Annotated in this window: 10 protein-coding genes; 9 read left to right on the top strand and 1 reads right to left on the bottom strand. The window is 47.7% G+C overall.

Annotated elements, in window-relative coordinates; translation table 11 throughout:
* Positions 1-102 precede the first annotated feature (102 nt).
* From A4R26_RS24795 to A4R26_RS24770, 6 genes are all read left to right on the top strand, one after another.
* On the top strand, positions 103-3,441 hold the full coding sequence (locus tag A4R26_RS24795; RefSeq protein WP_081169225.1) for a SusC/RagA family TonB-linked outer membrane protein: 3,339 nt from the start codon (positions 103-105) through the stop codon (positions 3,439-3,441).
* A gap of 30 nt (positions 3,442-3,471) precedes the next feature.
* Complete coding sequence (locus A4R26_RS24790) at positions 3,472-4,944, top strand: RagB/SusD family nutrient uptake outer membrane protein (RefSeq protein ID WP_081169224.1); 1,473 nt, start codon at positions 3,472-3,474, stop codon at positions 4,942-4,944.
* Positions 4,945-5,057: 113 nt separating this feature from the next.
* Positions 5,058-6,011: a dihydrodipicolinate synthase family protein gene (locus tag A4R26_RS24785; protein WP_081169223.1), complete on the top strand. Its 954-nt coding sequence runs from the start codon at positions 5,058-5,060 to the stop codon at positions 6,009-6,011.
* Between the two features lie 9 nt (positions 6,012-6,020).
* Entirely contained in the window at positions 6,021-7,181 is a 1,161-nt protein-coding gene (locus A4R26_RS24780) for a sialidase family protein (protein WP_081169222.1), read from the top strand.
* A gap of 13 nt (positions 7,182-7,194) precedes the next feature.
* Positions 7,195-8,133, top strand: a complete 939-nt coding sequence (locus tag A4R26_RS24775; RefSeq protein ID WP_081169221.1) for a dihydrodipicolinate synthase family protein — start codon at positions 7,195-7,197, stop codon at positions 8,131-8,133.
* A gap of 156 nt (positions 8,134-8,289) precedes the next feature.
* Positions 8,290-10,857: a sodium:solute symporter family protein gene (locus A4R26_RS24770; protein WP_081169220.1), complete on the top strand. Its 2,568-nt coding sequence runs from the start codon at positions 8,290-8,292 to the stop codon at positions 10,855-10,857.
* 99 nt (positions 10,858-10,956) lie between these two features.
* On the opposite strand, the gene A4R26_RS24765 is transcribed toward A4R26_RS24770, so the two are convergent.
* Positions 10,957-11,793, bottom strand: coding sequence for a hypothetical protein (locus A4R26_RS24765; RefSeq protein WP_133054768.1), 837 nt, complete (start codon positions 11,791-11,793; stop codon positions 10,957-10,959).
* Positions 11,794-11,913: 120 nt separating this feature from the next.
* Between A4R26_RS24765 and A4R26_RS24760 the strand changes: the two genes are divergently transcribed.
* Genes A4R26_RS24760 through A4R26_RS24750 form a run of 3 tightly spaced genes read left to right on the top strand, consistent with a single transcriptional unit; the run spans position 11,914 to position 17,714 of the window.
* Complete coding sequence (locus A4R26_RS24760; protein WP_165760403.1) at positions 11,914-13,068, top strand: DUF3667 domain-containing protein; 1,155 nt, start codon at positions 11,914-11,916, stop codon at positions 13,066-13,068.
* A 15-nt stretch (positions 13,069-13,083) separates the two neighbouring features.
* Positions 13,084-13,869, top strand: coding sequence for a nucleoside triphosphate pyrophosphohydrolase (gene mazG, locus A4R26_RS24755; protein WP_081169217.1), 786 nt, complete (start codon positions 13,084-13,086; stop codon positions 13,867-13,869).
* Positions 13,866-17,714: a sensor histidine kinase gene (locus A4R26_RS24750; RefSeq protein WP_081169216.1), complete on the top strand. Its 3,849-nt coding sequence runs from the start codon at positions 13,866-13,868 to the stop codon at positions 17,712-17,714. The genes mazG and A4R26_RS24750 overlap by 4 nt, the downstream gene beginning before the upstream one ends.
* Positions 17,715-17,830 lie beyond the last annotated feature (116 nt).

Genomic DNA, 17,830 nt, shown 5'->3' with positions numbered 1-17,830 from the left:
GCTAAATTGCCGCACAAATTTATTTGGATTAAATGAGGAGAGTTCTATATTTGTAATATGTAGTACATAAATACGTAATTGCAAAACTAACGACAAGCCATTATGAAAAAGATTCTCACCTGGTTCCTCACTGGCTGCTGGTTACTGATGAGTGCAGTTGGCTTAGGACAAACCATTCCGATCGTTTCGGGTACTGTAACGAACTCAACTTCAGAAAAGCTTGGTAATGTAACAGTTACTGTAAAAGGCGCCGCCCGGGCCACTGTTACCGACATCAATGGGAAGTTTCAGCTAAAAGTGAATACGCTGAACGACACCCTGGTGTTTTCCTACATCGGCGCCCAGCCTAAGGAAGTGGCCCTAAATGGACAGAACATAATCAATATTTCCCTCGACGCCGAGGCCACCGCCTTAACAGATGTGGTGGTGGTGGGATATATGCAACAGACCAGGAACAAAACGGCGGCTTCCGTTTCGAAGCTCGCCACTGAGGAGTTGCAAAATACGCCCAACCCCAACCCCATACAGGCCATTCAGGGAAAACTGGCCGGCGTGTCGGTGCCCATTGTGAACGGGCAGCCGGGGTCGGGAGCCAACAATATTCTTATTCGTGGCGGTACCAAACTCAATACATACGGTACGGGTTTGGGCACCAGCGGCGGCCGGGCTAACAGCAGCGTCGATGACAGCGGCCCGTTGGTAGTGATAGATGGGATCTTCCGCTCACTCAACGATATAAATCCAGACGATATCGAATCGTTCCAGGTAATGAAAGATGCCGCTTCTACGGCTGCATATGGCGCCCGCGGCGCAAATGGCGTAATTGTCATAAAAACAAGATCAGGTAAGTTCGGCGCAAAACCTACCATCACCTTTAATTACCGCCGTAACTGGGAAACCCAGATGCGCGACTATGATTACCTGAGCGCCAAAGATTACCTCACACTGGCCCGTACCACCGTTCAGCAAACCTCCGATGCATTGAATAAAGACAACCTGCTTAACAAAGGTGGTTTTTCGGCCGGCACTACCGTGTTCACGCAAAAAGGCCAGTACAGCAACAGCATCAACCTGACCGCATTGTACGATAACATTGTGGCTGTAGAGGGACAGGAGTATGTAGATGATCTGCTCACAAAAGGCTGGCAGGTGATGGATGACCCTGTTAATCCCGGAACACGGCTGTTGTTTGCAGATAACAATTACCAGGATCTGTTGTGGAATACCGGCATTTCAGATAATTACAATGCCAGTGTGAACGGCGGCGGTGAGAATGCCAGCTATAATGTATCGCTGGGTTATGTGAACCAGGCCGGCATTTTTGTGGGCACCAACTACAAACGTTATAATGTATTGGGCAATTTCGGTTTCAGGGTCACCAGCAATTTCAAACTCGATGCAAGTGTGAACTACCAGAATGTGATCCCCAATTATGTTGAATCCTATACAAACGACCTGGTGCGCGCTACGCGCGTAACACCGCTGATCCGCATATTTCGCGATGATGGCACGCCTACATTCGGTGAAGTAACAAGTACCCGCAACCGTTTCCATACGTTGAAGTATGACGATTCCCGGGTGAATACCGAGCGCATTGTATCACGTTTGGCCGGCGATGTAACTATTTTGAAAGGCCTGCACTTCAGACCGGCGGTATCATACATCCTCGATGATTACCGGAATATGTTATTCAGAAAAGCGTATCCCGGTTCCGTACAGTTATCGACCAGCCGTCAGAAATATCAGAACACCAATAACCTGCGGCAGTTGATGATTGATCAGATCTTACAATATGACCGGTCATTCAATGATCATAACATAAGTGTGCTGGCTGGGTTTAACTATACGCGCGTACAACGAAGTATCGTTACGGTAGGTTCGCAGCGGGCTACCAATGATTACGTGTATACCATTGAAGAGCCCACCACATCGATAGTGAACGGGCAAACCGTAACCAATGTAACCGATCTGAACACTACTTTAACGGAGCGCAGATCGGCCAGCTATTTCGGTCAGTTCAATTATGACTATGATAACAGGTACCTGGTAGGCGGTTCACTTCGCTATGATGGATTTTCCTACTTCGCTCCCGGTAATAAGTATGCTACCTTCCCCGCATTATCGGTTGGCTGGAACATGCACAACGAAGCGTTCTGGCGTTCCAGGTATGTAAATGCCTTAAAGCTGCGGGCAAGCTGGGGAAATGCCGGTTTAAGTGATCTGGAACTGGCCGATACATATGGCAATTACCTGGGAACAGGTTATGCGCAAACAACCGGTATCGTACGCCATGGCCTGGCCAATCCCAACCTGAAATGGGAATCTACCGAAACGATCGACCTGGCGGTTGATGCCGCTTTTTTCCAGAACAGGATCATGTTAACGGTAGACTATTATAACAAACTCACCAAAGACAGGCTGGCTTCGAAGCCATTACCACTGGAAGGACCGTTTGCTTCGATCACCTATAACAATGGAACCATACGCAACAGGGGCGTAGAAGTTGAATTATCAGCCACTGTTTTAAAGTATAAGGAATTTACATGGAAAACCAATTTCTCCTTTGCGCTGAATAGGACAGTTGTGGTTGACCTGCCAGATAATGACCGCATTAAAAATCGCCAGAACGGCGGCGTGGTATACGACCCTTCCTCAAAGAGCGAAGTGGAAGTGGGTGGCATAGCTGAAGGAGAACGGCCCTATAGCTTGTATGCATTCAAAGTGGATGGCGTTTTTTCAACCGATGCCGACGCTGCTGCCTGGGGTAAAAAAGACCTGATGGCTTCTCCTTCGGGCCAAACCGTAGGCAAGCGGGCCGGTGATTATATCTGGGCCGACCTCAACGGAGATAACGTGATCGACAGCCGCGACATGGTGTTCATGGGTTACCGGGCGCCCGACAAAATTGGCGGTATGCAAAATACCTTCACTTATAAAAGCTTTACGTTGCGTTTTGCCATGGACTATGCATTGGGGCATGTGATCAGCAACGGCGCTTTGGCCCGTTCGTTAGGGCAGGGCCGGGCCTTCAATGAAGGGGCGCCCGCCGAAGCGCTGGGCGGTGATATCTGGAAACAGCCCGGCGACGTGGGTAAAAAATATGCGCGTTTCTCTTTTGCCGATTACGATTTTGGACAGCGCAATTATATTCGCCAGGTATCTGCCGTTGGAACCAGTAACTCCTATGGCGTTGATGTAAGCACCATGTTCGAGAAAGGTTATTTCCTTGCCTTCCGCGAAATATACCTGGGCTACGACCTGCCGAAAGAACTGGTGAAGAAAGCCAGGCTGGGCGGAGTGAATGTTTTCGGCAGCATATATAATATAGGTTATCTCACAAAGTATAAAGGTGTGAACCCCGAAACCTACAGCGGTTTCGATGCCATCGGTTATCCGCGTCCGCGCCAGTTTTCATTGGGGGCAACCGTACGGTTTAAGTAAATCAATTTGTAACGATTGTAATAACAGCATATGAACAAATTATTTCTTCTTACAATAAGCTGCTGGCTGCTGATCATTGGCACCGGCTGTGAAAAGTTACTGGAGGCAAAAACGGAATCGTCCATTACCGATGCCGACTATTTTCAAAACGAAAGTGATTTTGATCCGTACGTTGTGGGAATTTATATGTACCTGCGCGGCTCGGCCCGAACAGGCCCCCAGAACATAACCGGTATTGCCAATAACCTTACTTACGGAACCGAACGCGGTGAAGAACTGATCTCGGCGCTCAACTCCCGGTTTACCCAGGCATGGACGCACAACATAACCCCAACTACCGGCGCGTTCGATTACACCAACTGGTATAAGGCCATTGGCAACTGCAACCTGCTGTTGTCGAAGATCGAAACCTTTCCGTTCACCAATGAGAACACAAAGAAAAAAGTGATTGCAGAAGCGCTCAGCTTACGGGCGTACCTCTATTTCAGCCTGGTGCGTATAATTGGCGATGCACCGTTGATGCTGCAGGCAATTACCGATGAGAATGTGCCCCGGTTGCCGCGGTCGGAAGCGACGGAAGTAATAAAACAGATCATTACCGATCTTGACCGGGCCATTTCCCTCTTTCCTGAAAAGGCAATTACCAGCAGGTATCGGTTCTCCTACGCTGCCGCGCAAACATTGAAAGCAGATGCGAAGTTATGGAGCGCCAAAGTGCTTGCAGGCGGCGCCAGTGATTTTAATGACGCTATTGCGGCGTTGGCGGAAGTGGAAAAAATATCCGGCCTCAGCCTGCGAACCGATTTCCGGGAAGTCACTACTTCGCGCGCCAACAGTGAAATAATACTGGCGGCTTACTTTAACCGCGATGAAAGCTTCAACAATTATGCGATCAACGCCCTTCCTTATCTCACCGGTATAACCGGCGCCACCAACCTGGATAGTTTACCATATTGTATCACTACTTCCAACGGACAGGGCGCTTACCAGATCAGCCCCAAATCAAAAGCGCTGTTTGCAGGTGACGACAAACGAATTCCATTTACCTGGGTTACCGAACGCCACGGCGCCACACCAAAAATTTCCTGGATCACCAAATTACCCGGAACAAAATATGCCGATGACCGCGTGCCCGATAATGATATCATCATGTACCGGTTGGGTGAAGTATTCCTTATGGCTGCGGAAGCCTATGCCGGAATAAGTAATACGACAAAAGCGATCGAATACCTGAACAAAACCCGTAACCGCGCAGGCATCGGTGATTATACAGGCGCTGCCGATAAATTAAGTGTTGAAAAAGAAATACTAGATGAACGCGGCCGGGAGTTGTTCTTTGAGAACAAGCGCTGGTATGATCTCGTTCGCTTCCATAAGGGCGGTACTATCGATGTGTACAACTATGTGCCGAACCTGGTTGGAAAAACCACACCCCTGTTCTGGCCGCTGGCCGCCAATGTGCTGGCCAATAACGGGCAGTTGGAACAAACGGATGGATATTAATAGGCAGGGTGTGCCACACTTACATTTGACACAGCCGGGAAAGTGCGGCACACCTCAAATAGCAATGTACCAATGTGCTAATGGAAACAACCAGTTGTTATTAAATAAGATATATGATTCCACTACAGGCAGCAGATATCAAAGGTAATTGGGCCACGTTGTTACTACCCATCAATAATGATGACAGCATCGATTACCGCAAGCTGGAAGAAGAGATAGATACCATTATCGCCATGCAGGTGAATGGCATTTATTCAAATGGTACTGCCGGTGAGTTTTACAATCAAACCGAAGAAGAGTTTGATACCATCAATACCCTGCTGGCTGAGAAATGCCATGCGGCGGGTATGCCTTTCCAGATCGGCGCCTGTCATCCCATTCCGGTTATGGCGCGCGATCGCGTTAAACGGGCTGCTGCTTTGCAGCCGGGCGCTATCCAGGTAATTCTGCCCGATTGGTCGGCCCCCGGTATGCGGGAAGCCATCAGCTACCTGAAAGAGTTAACCGAAGTAGCCGGGGAGGTGGGACTGGTTCTATACAATCCGCCTCATGCCAAAAAGCGATTGACCCCCGAAGAGTTTTACCAGCTGCAGGAAGCAGGGATAGAACTGGTTGGTTGCAAGGTTGGCGGAGGCGATGAACAATGGTATGCAGCCATGAAAAAATATGCGCCCGGGATCTCCGTGTTTGTACCGGGCCATCATCTTGCTACGGGTATCAGTTACGGCGCACATGGCGCCTATTCGAACGTAGCCTGTTTGCACCCTGGTGCTGCGCAGCAATGGTATGAAATGATGTTGACCGATCTGCCGCGTGCATTGAAACTCGAACGGCGGATCCGGTTGTTCATGAACCAGCACATAGCTCCGTATATCGATGACAAAGGATACACCAATCAGGCGGCTGACAAATTACTGGCTGCCATTGGCGGTTGGACAAATGCAGGCACCAGATTGCGCTGGCCCTACCAGGGCATCGATGAAAGTGAAGTGGCCAGGCTGCGGGCTATTGCCCGCGAAATGATGCCGGAGTTTTTTATTTTAACTGAAGCGAACACTTACAGATAGGAACAAACTATGCAAAGAATATATTTTTTACTCGTATTGGTTACGCAGCTATGGATACCCGTTTGTGCACAGGTACGTTCTACGCCCGATACAATGGCGCTCTTCGTATCTGGCACCGACGGTTATAAAAGTTACCGCATTCCCGCCATCGTTACAACGAATAACGGAACCCTGCTGGCGTTTTGCGAAGGTCGCAGGAACAACGCGGCCGATGCCGGTGATATCGATATGTTGGTGAAGCGCTCAACCGATGGCGGCCGCACCTGGAGTGCGCAGCAGGTTATCTGGGACGATAGCGCCAACACCTGCGGCAATCCCTGCCCCGTGGTGGATGCCGAAACCGGCGCCATATGTTTACTGATGACTCACAACCTCGGCGATGATAAAGAAGGCGATATAATAAAAAAGCTCAGCCGCAGTACCCGTACCGTATGGATAAGCAGAAGCAGGGACGATGGCCTTACGTGGTCGGCTCCTGAAAACATCACTGCTGCCACCAAAAAGAAGGAGTGGGGTTGGTATGCCACCGGTCCGGGTATTGGCATTCAGATACAAAATGGCCTGCACAAAGGCCGCCTGGTGATCCCCTGCGATTTCAGTTATGACGACTCAACCACTATTCCAAAACAGGGCCATCCCAATATGGGTTCGCACAGCATCTATAGCGACGATCATGGCGCCACCTGGAAACTGGGCGGCACCATTACGCCGAAGATGAACGAATGCCAGGTGATAGAAGTGGCCGATGGCAATGGTACATTGCTCATGAACATGCGCTCGTATTTTCAGCGTAATTGCCGCGCCTATGCGATCAGTTATGATGGCGGCATTACCTGGACGGCCCCTGCCAACGTGCCGGCGCTGGTTGAACCGGTTTGCCAGGCAAGTATATTAAGGTATTCGTGGCCGGGTAAGAAAACAAAAAGTTGTATGCTGTTCCTGAACCCGGCATCGGCCAAACGGATAAACATGACCATCAGGGCAAGCTTCGATGAAGGACAAACCTGGCCGGTTATCCGTACCCTTTATACAGGTCCGTCGGCCTATTCCTGTATGGTGCTGTTGCCGGGCGGAGACATCGGTTGTTTATATGAAGCGGGAAAAAAGCATCCCTATGAAACCATCGTTTTTCAAAAGCTGGCAGCGAAAGAATTGTTGAAACAGAAATAAACCAATATAGATAATGAACACACCAAGTCACATTAGCGGACTGTTATCGGCTCCTTTTACACCCATGTACCCTGATGGAAGCATCAATTTCAGCAAAGTACCCGATGTAGTGAACCTTTTGATCGATAATAAGGTAAAGGGCATGTTTGTATGCGGAAGCACCGGTGAAGGGCCATCCCTGACCACAGAAGAGAGAAAACAACTGGCCGAAGCATTTGTAAAAGCTGCGGATAAACGACTGCTGGTATTTGTGCATGTAGGGCATAACAGCATTACGGAAGCCCGCCACCTGGCAGAACATGCGCAACAGATCGGCGCCGATTGCATCTCGGCAACACCCTCTACTTATTTTAAAGTTGATTCCATCGATCTGCTGGTGGCGTGTTTGCAGGAGATTGCCAAAGGGGCGCCATCATTGCCGCTTTATTATTATAATATCCCGGTATTGACAGGTATCAGTCTCGATATGGTGAAGCTGCTTGAAAAAGCAGGCGAGGCCATCCCCTCTTTTGCCGGTATTAAATATACCGCCCCGCTGATCCACGACTACCAGGCTTGCGTTAACTTCAGCAATAATAAATACGATATCCTGTACGGTACCGATGAAATGTTGCTGAGCGCACTGGCCACCGGCGCCAATGGATTTATTGGCAGCACGTATAATTTTGTAGCGCCTTTGTACAATACGCTGATGGAAGAATTCAAAAAAGGCAACCTGAAAGAGGCGCAGCGATTGCAATATATTTCAGTGGAAATGGTGCGTGTTATCGTAAAGTACGGCGGATTGCGTGCGCAAAAAGCGATGATGAAACTGATCGGTTTCGATTGCGGCAATGTACGCTATCCACTGAACCCGTTCAAAGAGCATGAATATAAACTGCTGGAAGCAGATCTGAAAAGTATTGGTTTCTTTGACTGGATCTGTAAGCCAAAGGCAGCGACTGTATTTTAAATAAAATGATCTGTATATAAAGTGATGCATCAGGCTTGTAAAGGTCTTTGGTGAATGGCTAATGGAGAGTAGCTAGTGGCGAGTAGGTGTCGAACTTTTGGCATTCTGAATAATTGCGAGGCTCGCCATTTTCCACTCGCCGTAACGAAAAGCAATATGAAAAAACGAATTCTCTATATATTTCTTCTCCTTCTTGGTATTACCGGTTTTGGTAACGACTCAACCAAGCCCTACCTGCAGTGGGCGCAGTTGCCTGCCATACCCGATGAAGTTGGTTACGCCGGTTCATTTGCAGGTGTATCGAACGGCGCCCTGCTGGTTGCCGGCGGTTCAAATTTTGGAAAGGGCGGCACACCCTGGAACGGCGGTAACAAAACCTGGTACGATAAAATCTTTGTTCTTGAACAGGCAAACGGTCAATGGAAAGAAGCAGGCCGTTTACCCCATCCGCTGGCTTATGGTGTTTCCTGCACCTGGCAGGATGGTGTGATCATTGCCGGCGGCAGTGACGCAAGCCGTCATTACAGCGATGTGCTGATTCTGCGGTATAAGAACGGCGTTATAGAAACGGAAAACCTGCCTTCATTACCTACACCCATTGCCAATGCGTGCGGGATAATGATCGGTTCGAAACTGTATATAGCCGGTGGAACAAAAGAGCCAACCGCTACGCAGGCCGAAAAGAATTTCTGGGTGCTCGATCTGGCATTGCCTGCAGCACAACGTTCATGGGCATCTCCCGGCGCCTGGCCCGGAGCAGCCAGAATGCTGGCGGTTGCCGGCACCCAGGAGGGCGCTTTTTATTTATTCAGCGGCGCTGCAATTGAAAAACAACCAGGCGATAGCATCCTGCATCGAACCTTTTTAAAAGATGCATACAAATATGTTCCCGGTAAATCGGCCGGCTGGCAAAGAATTGCCGATCTGCCGCAACCGGTAACCGCCGCGCCCTCGCCCGCGTTTACAACCGGGCAAACCCATTTGCTGTTGTTTGGCGGCGACAACGGGAATTATTTCGATCAGAATGCTGCGCTGCAACAAAAACATCCGGGCTTTTCAAGCGCGGTGTGGATGTACAATTCCATTACCAATTCATGGAGCACAATAGGAGATGTCAACACAGAAAAACTGGCCGATGCGGAGAGCAACCCCAATGCCAGCACCTGGGCGCCGGTTACCACAACCACTGTGATCTGGAATGGTAACCTGGTGCTTCCGGGTGGTGAGGTGCGCCCCGGTACCCGCACCAACCGCGTATTGATGGCAACACCCATACAACCACCCGGCGGTTTTCGGTTGTTCGACTGGACCATTGTAGGCATTTACTTTATACTGGTGATAGCCATCAGCGTTATAGTATCGCGGAACATGCAACGCACTACAAGCGGCTTTTTCCTCGGCGGTGGTAAAATTCCCTGGTGGGCGGCGGGCCTCAGTATCTTCGGTTCCAAACTAAGCGCATTGACGTTTATTGCCATTCCCGCAAAAGCCTATGCCACCGATTGGGTTTATCTCCTGAACAATGTAATGATAGTGGTGGTGGCGCCGATAGTCGTTTATTTTTATTTGCCCTATTTCCGTAAACTAAAACTCACCAGCGTATATGAATACCTGAACATCCGCTTCAACCGCCAGGTAAAATGGCTGGGCAGTTTAACGTTTGTATTGTTCCAGGTGAGCAGGTTGGGCATCGTAATTTACTTACCGGCACTTGTGTTGAGTGCGGTCACCGGTATCGATATCTTTCTTTGTATCGTAGGCACCAGTATTATCACTACCGCCTATAGCGTATCGGGCGGTATAGAAGCAGTGGTATGGACCGAAGTAATGCAGGTGGGTGTATTGTTGGGCGGCGCCCTGGCAACACTTTTCTTTATAGCCAATTCAATGAATGGCGGTTTCGGACAATTGTTCAATGAAGCCATGCAGCACGATAAATTCCGGCTGGCTATTACCGATTGGACCATCACCGAACCGGTATTGTGGGTAGTGTTCGTTGGCGGATTTTTAACGCAACTGGTAACCTATTCATCTGACCAGGTAGTAGTGCAGCGTTATCTTACCACCTCTACAGAAAAAGAAGCAAAGAAATCGATTTACACCAATGCCATACTTGTAATACCGGCGTCGCTTATTTTCTTTAGCGTAGGTACTGCGTTATGGGTTTATTATAAACATCACCCGGCTGCATTGAACCCGCATGGCCGCACCGACGATGTTTTTCCCTGGTACATAAGCAATCAGTTGCCTTCGGGTTTGGCCGGCCTCGTTATCGCCGGTTTGTTTGCCGCCACCATGTCGACCATCAGCAGCAGTATGAACTCTATTGCTACGGTTATAACTACCGATTTTTATCAAAGCGTAAAGCCCGCAAGCACCGATAAACAACGATTTGTATTTGCCCGCTGGACCACCGTTGTTCTGGGTGCGCTGGGTTGTTTGATCGCTATTTATATGGTATACCTGCGCAATGCTTCCATCTGGGACCAGTACATAAAGATCATCGGCTTATTCGGTGGTTGCCTGGCCGGGATGTTTGTGGCCGGTATTTTCTTCCCGCGCATTCACAGCGCCGGAATTATTATCGGATTTATTGTAAGCGCCATCTGTTTGTATTTTATTCAGGCGGCCGGTGTTATTAATTTCTTCCTGTATCCTGCGGCGGCGGTACTTATTTGTGTGCTGGTAGCCTATATTGCCAGTGTGATAAGGCCGGTAAAATAAGAAATTCGCGAACTCCCTCACAATTCACCGCTCACTATTAACTATAAAAAAATGGGCGCTTGTGTTACACAGGCGCCCATTTTTATGGAAACTTATCACTTAGAACTTATAACTGTATTCGATCTTCCCGATCAGCATTTTGTTCTTGCTGTAACACTCGTCACGCTGCTTCAAACCTTTTTCGTCGTATTTGTACAACCATCTTTGATAATCGGCGCCGCCTGCGGTGGTCACCAGCATCATGGATATACGGCCTGCTTCATCGTATTCGAAAATATAATCGGGTAACAATCTTTTAGCGCGGTTATTGTATCTAACTACATCGGTCAGCCGGTTTTTATCATCATAGTAGTAATAGAATGCAGGTTGTTCGGTGCCGGCATGAACGCTTCTTTCCTCGCCTACATTTTCTTTTTCATCGAGCCTGAAGCTGACAACGGTAGTATCGGTGCCGTTTTTGATCTTCAGCATTTTTTCCGGTTTGCCGGCTTTATTATAAAACCACAGGTGTTGTTCCCTGGTTGAGTAGCCGCCGGGTGAGAACGACATATTCACAATGCCTGCGATCTGGTTGCCGGCATCGTAAGTATATTGAATGATCACCTTGTTGCCATCGGTGGTATCGATGCTTTGGGTAAGTTGTCCTTTATCGTTAAAATAATGCGTAATCTCGTCCTTACCGCTAAGGCTGTTCAACGTTTCGGTGGTAATGGTGGCAAAATTGCCGCCTACAGCCTGTGCGCTGCTGAACCCCTCAATAGGTTGATTATTGCCGTCGAAGCTGGTCATTTTTACGCTTTTCACCTTATTGGCCTGGTAAACCGCTCTTTTTTTGGCAATTTCGCCGGTCATTACAATGTCATTGTAGTAGTGCTGACCATACCCCGTATGAGCAATAAAACTAATAAGAAGTGACAACCCCAATATTCTGGTCATATTATAAACAGCTTAATTTTTTGCGCTTTAGTAACGAATAATTTGGTCCAATAATACAACTGATCAGTGAATTTTTCTGTAAAATAACCCGTTTCCTTATTTTTAGTTAAAATTTCTGCTTTGTCACATAGTAAAGAACGTCATGAGAAAATCTGCCTGAATTGTAATGCTGAGTTGATCGGGCGCTGGTGTCATATTTGTGGACAGGAAAATATTGAGCCAAAAGAAACTGTTTGGAGCCTGATCAGCCATTTTTTTTACGACATTACCCACTACGACGGTAAGTTTTTCAGTACAACCAAATACCTGATAGTCCGCCCGGGATTTTTACCGAAAGAATATATTGAAGGCCGGCGGGCCCGTTACCTGCACCCCATCAGAATGTATGTTTTTTCTTCAGCTGTATTTTTCCTCATTTTTTATTCGCTGTTCACCTTTAATTGGAACGAACGCAACGAGGATAGAATACTGTCAGAGAAAGCCGGGGTTGCAAAATTGACCCTCGATTCAGCCAAAAATACCGCGCTGGCCAATGCGAAAGACAAGGAAGATTCAGCGGTAATTGACCGTGCGTTTGTACTTGCGGTTACACCTTATCTTAAAACGCTTGAAGCTGATACGGCCGGCACCACCGATGAGTTCAAGGAAAAGTACATGAAAAAAAAGAAGAAGTGGGAGAAGAAACAAAAAAGCCGGTTCGATGTGAATATTACCAACCCCGACCGAAAATACAGGTCAGTTGAAGAGTATGACTCTGCGCAGCATGCATTACCGCCCGGTAAACGGGATAACTGGTGGGAGCGTCGCGCGCGGTATCGCGAAATAGAACTGAATGAGCGGTACAATGGCGATCAGAAGGTGATGATGAAAGACCTGTTGGAGAAATTCACCCATACATTCCCTTACCTGTTATTTATATCGCTGCCATTGTACGCATTCTACCTTCGCCTGTTATACCGGCGGCAAAAACAGCAGTTCCCGTACGTTACACACGCCATATTTTTAATATACCTGTATATCTTTACCTTCATTAACCTGTTGGTGTATTTTGGTTTGAACAAGATACACAAGTCGATGAACTGGCAATGGATTGGCGTTATTGAAGCAGTGGTATTGTTATATGGCGTATATTATGCCTATAAAGCGATGCGTAAGTTTTACGGGCAGGGCAGGGGAAAGACCCTCCTGAAATTCCTTATACTGAACTTTGCTGCTTTCTGGTCGATCATAATACTGTTCGCAGCGTTCTTTTTATTTGCAGTGTTTAAATTTTAACAAATCCGGTGATATATGGCACAACATCAAGCGGCGGCTGAAGCATTCATGCGCCTGGTAGGAATTATGGACGAACTGCGCGAAAAATGCCCGTGGGACAAAAAGCAAACCGTGCAAACCTTAAGGCCACTGACCATAGAAGAATTGTACGAGCTGGCCGATGCCATTACAGAGAACGACTGGAAGGGGATCAAAGAAGAGTTGGGCGACCTGATGCTGCACCTGGTGTTTTATGCCAAAATTGGCGCTGAGCAACAACAGTTTACCCTCGAAGAAGCGATTCATGGCATTTGCGAAAAACTCATTCACCGCCACCCGCATATTTATGGCGATGTACAGGTAGAGAATGAAGAACAGGTAAAACAGAACTGGGAAAAGCTGAAGTTAAAAGAAGGCAAGAAATCGGTGTTAAGCGGTGTGCCTGTATCGCTGCCTGCGGTGGTAAAAGCTACCCGCCTGCAGGAAAAAGCCCGGCAGGTTGGTTTTGAATGGGATAACCGCGAACAGGTTTGGGATAAGGTTACGGAAGAAACGGAAGAACTGCATGAAGCGGTGGCTGCCAATGACCCGCACAAAATAGAGGAAGAGTTTGGCGACCTGCTGTTTTCCCTTATCAATTATGCACGATTTTTGCAGATAGATGCCGAGAACGCACTGGAGAAAACCAATAAGAAATTTATTTCCCGGTTCACCCGGATGGAACAGGCGGCATTACAAAAGGGCAAACCCCTTACCGATATGACCCTTGCGGAAATGGATGCCATCTGGAACGAGATAAAAAAACAAAACCCCGATACTTGAATAATCTGCAGCATAAATTATTGAACAGGTATACGTATACATTGTTGGCTGCCATTAGCCTGTTCACCCTTGCTTATATCCTGAACAAATATGTTACCGATGTCACTTCGCCGCGGTATTTTGCCCGGCTCATTCAGAACAGGATACAGCAAAAGGAAAAAGACTTTCAGCAAACGACCAGCGATACGGCCTTAATGGGCAAACTGGTTGATCAGAAATATACCGAGGCTACCTTATTGGAGTTGCTCGATAACAAAAAAGGGTACGGCTTATATATCTACGATGAAACGGATATGGCCTTCGATGTGTCGCCTGTTCTGCTATTCTGGAATACGCAATTGATCATTCCCGTTAAACAAACGCCCGAAGACAGCGTGAGTAACCGTATGGAACGGTTGTCGAACGGGTTATACATCAGGGAAGACAGTACACGCAGCAAACTGGAGCGGTTATCGAACGGGTTGTATGTTCATACTTCAAGGGTTTTACTGCTGCGGAACGACCGGCGGCTGGTGGCCGATGCGCTTATTCCGGTTATGCGAAAATGGAAGTTCAACGTAGAAACGGAGAACCTGCAAAAGGAGTTTGTTGGTCTGAAGAACGCCACCCAGCAGGTTGATATTTCCAATACGATAACCGATTTCCCGGTAAAAAGTATTTCGGGCGATGTATTGTTCTACCTGCAGCAAAATACGCTGCATGGAAGGCCACATAACATCTGGGTAATCGTTTGTGTGGTAGCCGGTTTCTTTTTGTTATTCCTTTTTCTGCACCAGTTGGCCGATTATGTTTGCCGCATGTATGGCAACCTGTACGGCTTTGCATTGCTTACCGGTGTCGTAGGGGCCATGAGGCTGATCGTGTATGGCTTTCCCGATATATTGGCCCTGCGGCAGTTCGAGTTGTTCGACCCGGCCATTTATGGCTCCAGTTATGTACTCAGTTCGCTGGGCGACCTGCTCATCAATGCCCTGTTGTTATGCTGGGTACTAACATTCATAAACCGGCGCATAAACATCCCGGCTATACGCCCTTACCGCGAGCCCTGGCAAAACTGGCTGGCGCTCACGGCAACGATAGGCGGGTTGGTGATCATAACCTTTATGTTTGCGGCCATTCTGCAAACGATGGTATCCGATGCCAAGATCTCGTTTAACGTAACCAACTTCTTCAGTTTAATTGCAACACCATATAGCTTCGTTGGCTTTGTTGTGCTGGCCACGCTGGCGCTGAGTTATTTCTTCATGTCGCAGATCTTATTGACAGTAGCCGGTAAAATGGTTGGCGACCGCAATTATTTTATGTTCATTATTGCTGCGGCAGTAGGGTTACTGGTATTGACGTTCACCGGCAATAACAGTATCGTTGAGCTGGGGCTGTATGTATTGCCCTGGCTGCTGGCCTTTATGTGGCTGATGCAACAACGCATTTTCGCCGGTTTGAACTTCAGGCTGAATGTATCGGAAGTATTGTTCTGGTTATTTGTGTTCTCTTTTTCCATGTCGGCCGTGATCATTTTTGAGAACGGAAAAATTGAACTGGATCACCGTAAACGTTTTGCCGAAAAGCTGGCGCTGCAGGCCGACCCTACCAGTGAGCACCTGCTGAGTGTGGATATGGCGTACATCGACAGCAATTTTGTGGTGCAGAATATGAACCGGTTCAGCAAATCACAATCCAATTTATATCTTAAAGACAGTATCATACGCCGAAGCCTCGAGGTGAACAATAAATACAATATCAGGATCTTCACCTTCGACTCTACCGATTCCCCGCTGTTCAACGACGAACAGGCTTCATATGATACGCTTAACACGATCTTCCAGATCCAGGGTAGAAAAACTGCCATTCCGGGCATGCGTTATTATGAACAGTCGTTCGATAAATTCTCTTATATCTTCAAACGGGAAGCTAATGCCGGCGGGCAAAAGTTGGGCACCCTGTTCGTACTAGCCGATCCCAGGTTGTATAAAAATGAAGCGTTAACACCTGAGTTGTTCAGGCAGAACAACGTAATGTTGCCCGAACAGTATTCATCGGTGTATTCATACGCCATTTACGACAGTACGCGCACCCTGATACAGAATTATAACGATTATGCCTTCCCTACACATTTGGCGAACAACTGGCATTTACCGGCAGATAAATTCTTTCGCCAGCGCAATAATTCCTTTGAAGAATTATGGTACCGGCCTTCTTCAGATAAAGTGGTTATCATTGCCCGCAAGCGAAATTCGTTCATTGAGGCAATTACCCTGTTCGCTTACCTGTTCAGCACCTTCCTGTTCCTGCTGGCGTTTTACCGGTTGAGCTCCATCGTCATCCGCAGCCGTTTTCACTGGCCGGCATTGAAGCAGTACATGCAGTTAAGCATCCGGTCACAGATCCATAGCACCATCCTGATGGTGAGTTTGCTTTCGTTCATCGTTATCGGGGTGGCCACCATCCTTTTCTTTATCAACCGCTACCAGCGCAATAACCAGGACCGGCTTACCCGCGCCATGCACATCATGGTGAACCAGGTTCAAACCCATATCAACCAGCATCATGCAGGTATTGATTCTTTATTTTATGAACCGGTGTTCAGCGAGCAAATGGAAATGCTGATCAAAGATATTTCCGATGTGCACGGCATGGATGTAAACCTGTATGATACCGTAGGCAGCCTGCGGGTTACCAGTAACAAAGAGAACGAAATGAACATCTATTACAGCGGTGTATTGAGCACAAAAATGAACCCGCTGGCCTATTATAGATTGTACAATCTGCAGCAGGTGCAAACGGTTACCAATGAACAGGTGGGTAAGCTCGATTATTTAAGTATTTATTCGCCCATACGAAACGAATTGGGAGATGCGGTCGCGTTCCTGAATATTCCATCGTATACAACACAAAATGAGTTGAAACAGGAGATCTCGAACTTTGTGGTAACGGTTATAAACCTGAATGCATTCATCTTTTTGATTGCGGGTGGTATCGCGCTGCTTATTACCAATCGCATCACCCAGTCGTTTACCATTATCAGCCAAAAGATGCGTGAGGTGGGGCTGCGGAAAATGAACGAAGCCATTGAATGGAAACGTGACGATGAAATAGGGGTACTGGTGAAGGAGTATAACAAGATGGTGCAGAAACTCGATGAAAGTGCCGAAGCGTTGGCGAAAAGCGAACGGGAGGGCGCCTGGCGGCAGATGGCCCGGCAGGTGGCGCATGAGATCAAGAACCCGCTTACGCCCATGAAGCTGAGCATTCAGTACCTGCAAAAAGCGATAGATAATAATTCAACCGATGTAAAAAAGCTTACTACCAATGTGGCCAAAACACTGGTTGAGCAAATAGATCACCTGTCGAAGATAGCCTCCGATTTCTCGCAGTTTGCAAACATCGGTAATCCCAAGAACGAAGTATTCGATCTGCACGAAATGCTGCAATCGCTGGCCTCGCTATACAATTCCGGCGGCAACCTCGATTTTCAATGGACGCCGGTTGATAACAAAGTATTGTTGTTTGCCGACCGCACACAGCTGAACCGGTTATTCACCAACCTACTGCAAAATGCGGTGGAAGCCTGCGCCAACCGCGATCAGCGCATCATCAGGATGAATGAGCAGTTGAATGGAGAATTTATTACGGTAAGCGTAACCGATAATGGGGACGGTATACCCGAACAAACGCAATCGCGCATCTTTACGCCGAACTTTACCACCAAAACATCAGGAACGGGGCTTGGCCTTGCCATGAGTAAAGGTATTGTTGAGCAGGCAAAAGGGGAGATCTGGTTTGTAACGAAAGAAAACGTAGGTACTACTTTCTATGTGAAAATACCTTTATTAAGAGTGAGTTAGTTTAAATGATGCTTTGCGTCTTCGAAGATTCAGTTTGTGGTTTATGGTTTGTAGTTTATGGTTGCTTTTATTCGAGCCACCTGATTGTGTTCGAAACATCTAAATCTTAAAGATCG

It is taken from the genome of Niastella populi (assembly GCF_002078015.1).
Taxonomy (GTDB): domain Bacteria; phylum Bacteroidota; class Bacteroidia; order Chitinophagales; family Chitinophagaceae; genus Niastella; species Niastella populi.
The sequence above is the reverse complement of the archived record's forward strand: the minus strand, read 5'-3'. Positions and strand labels throughout refer to the sequence as shown.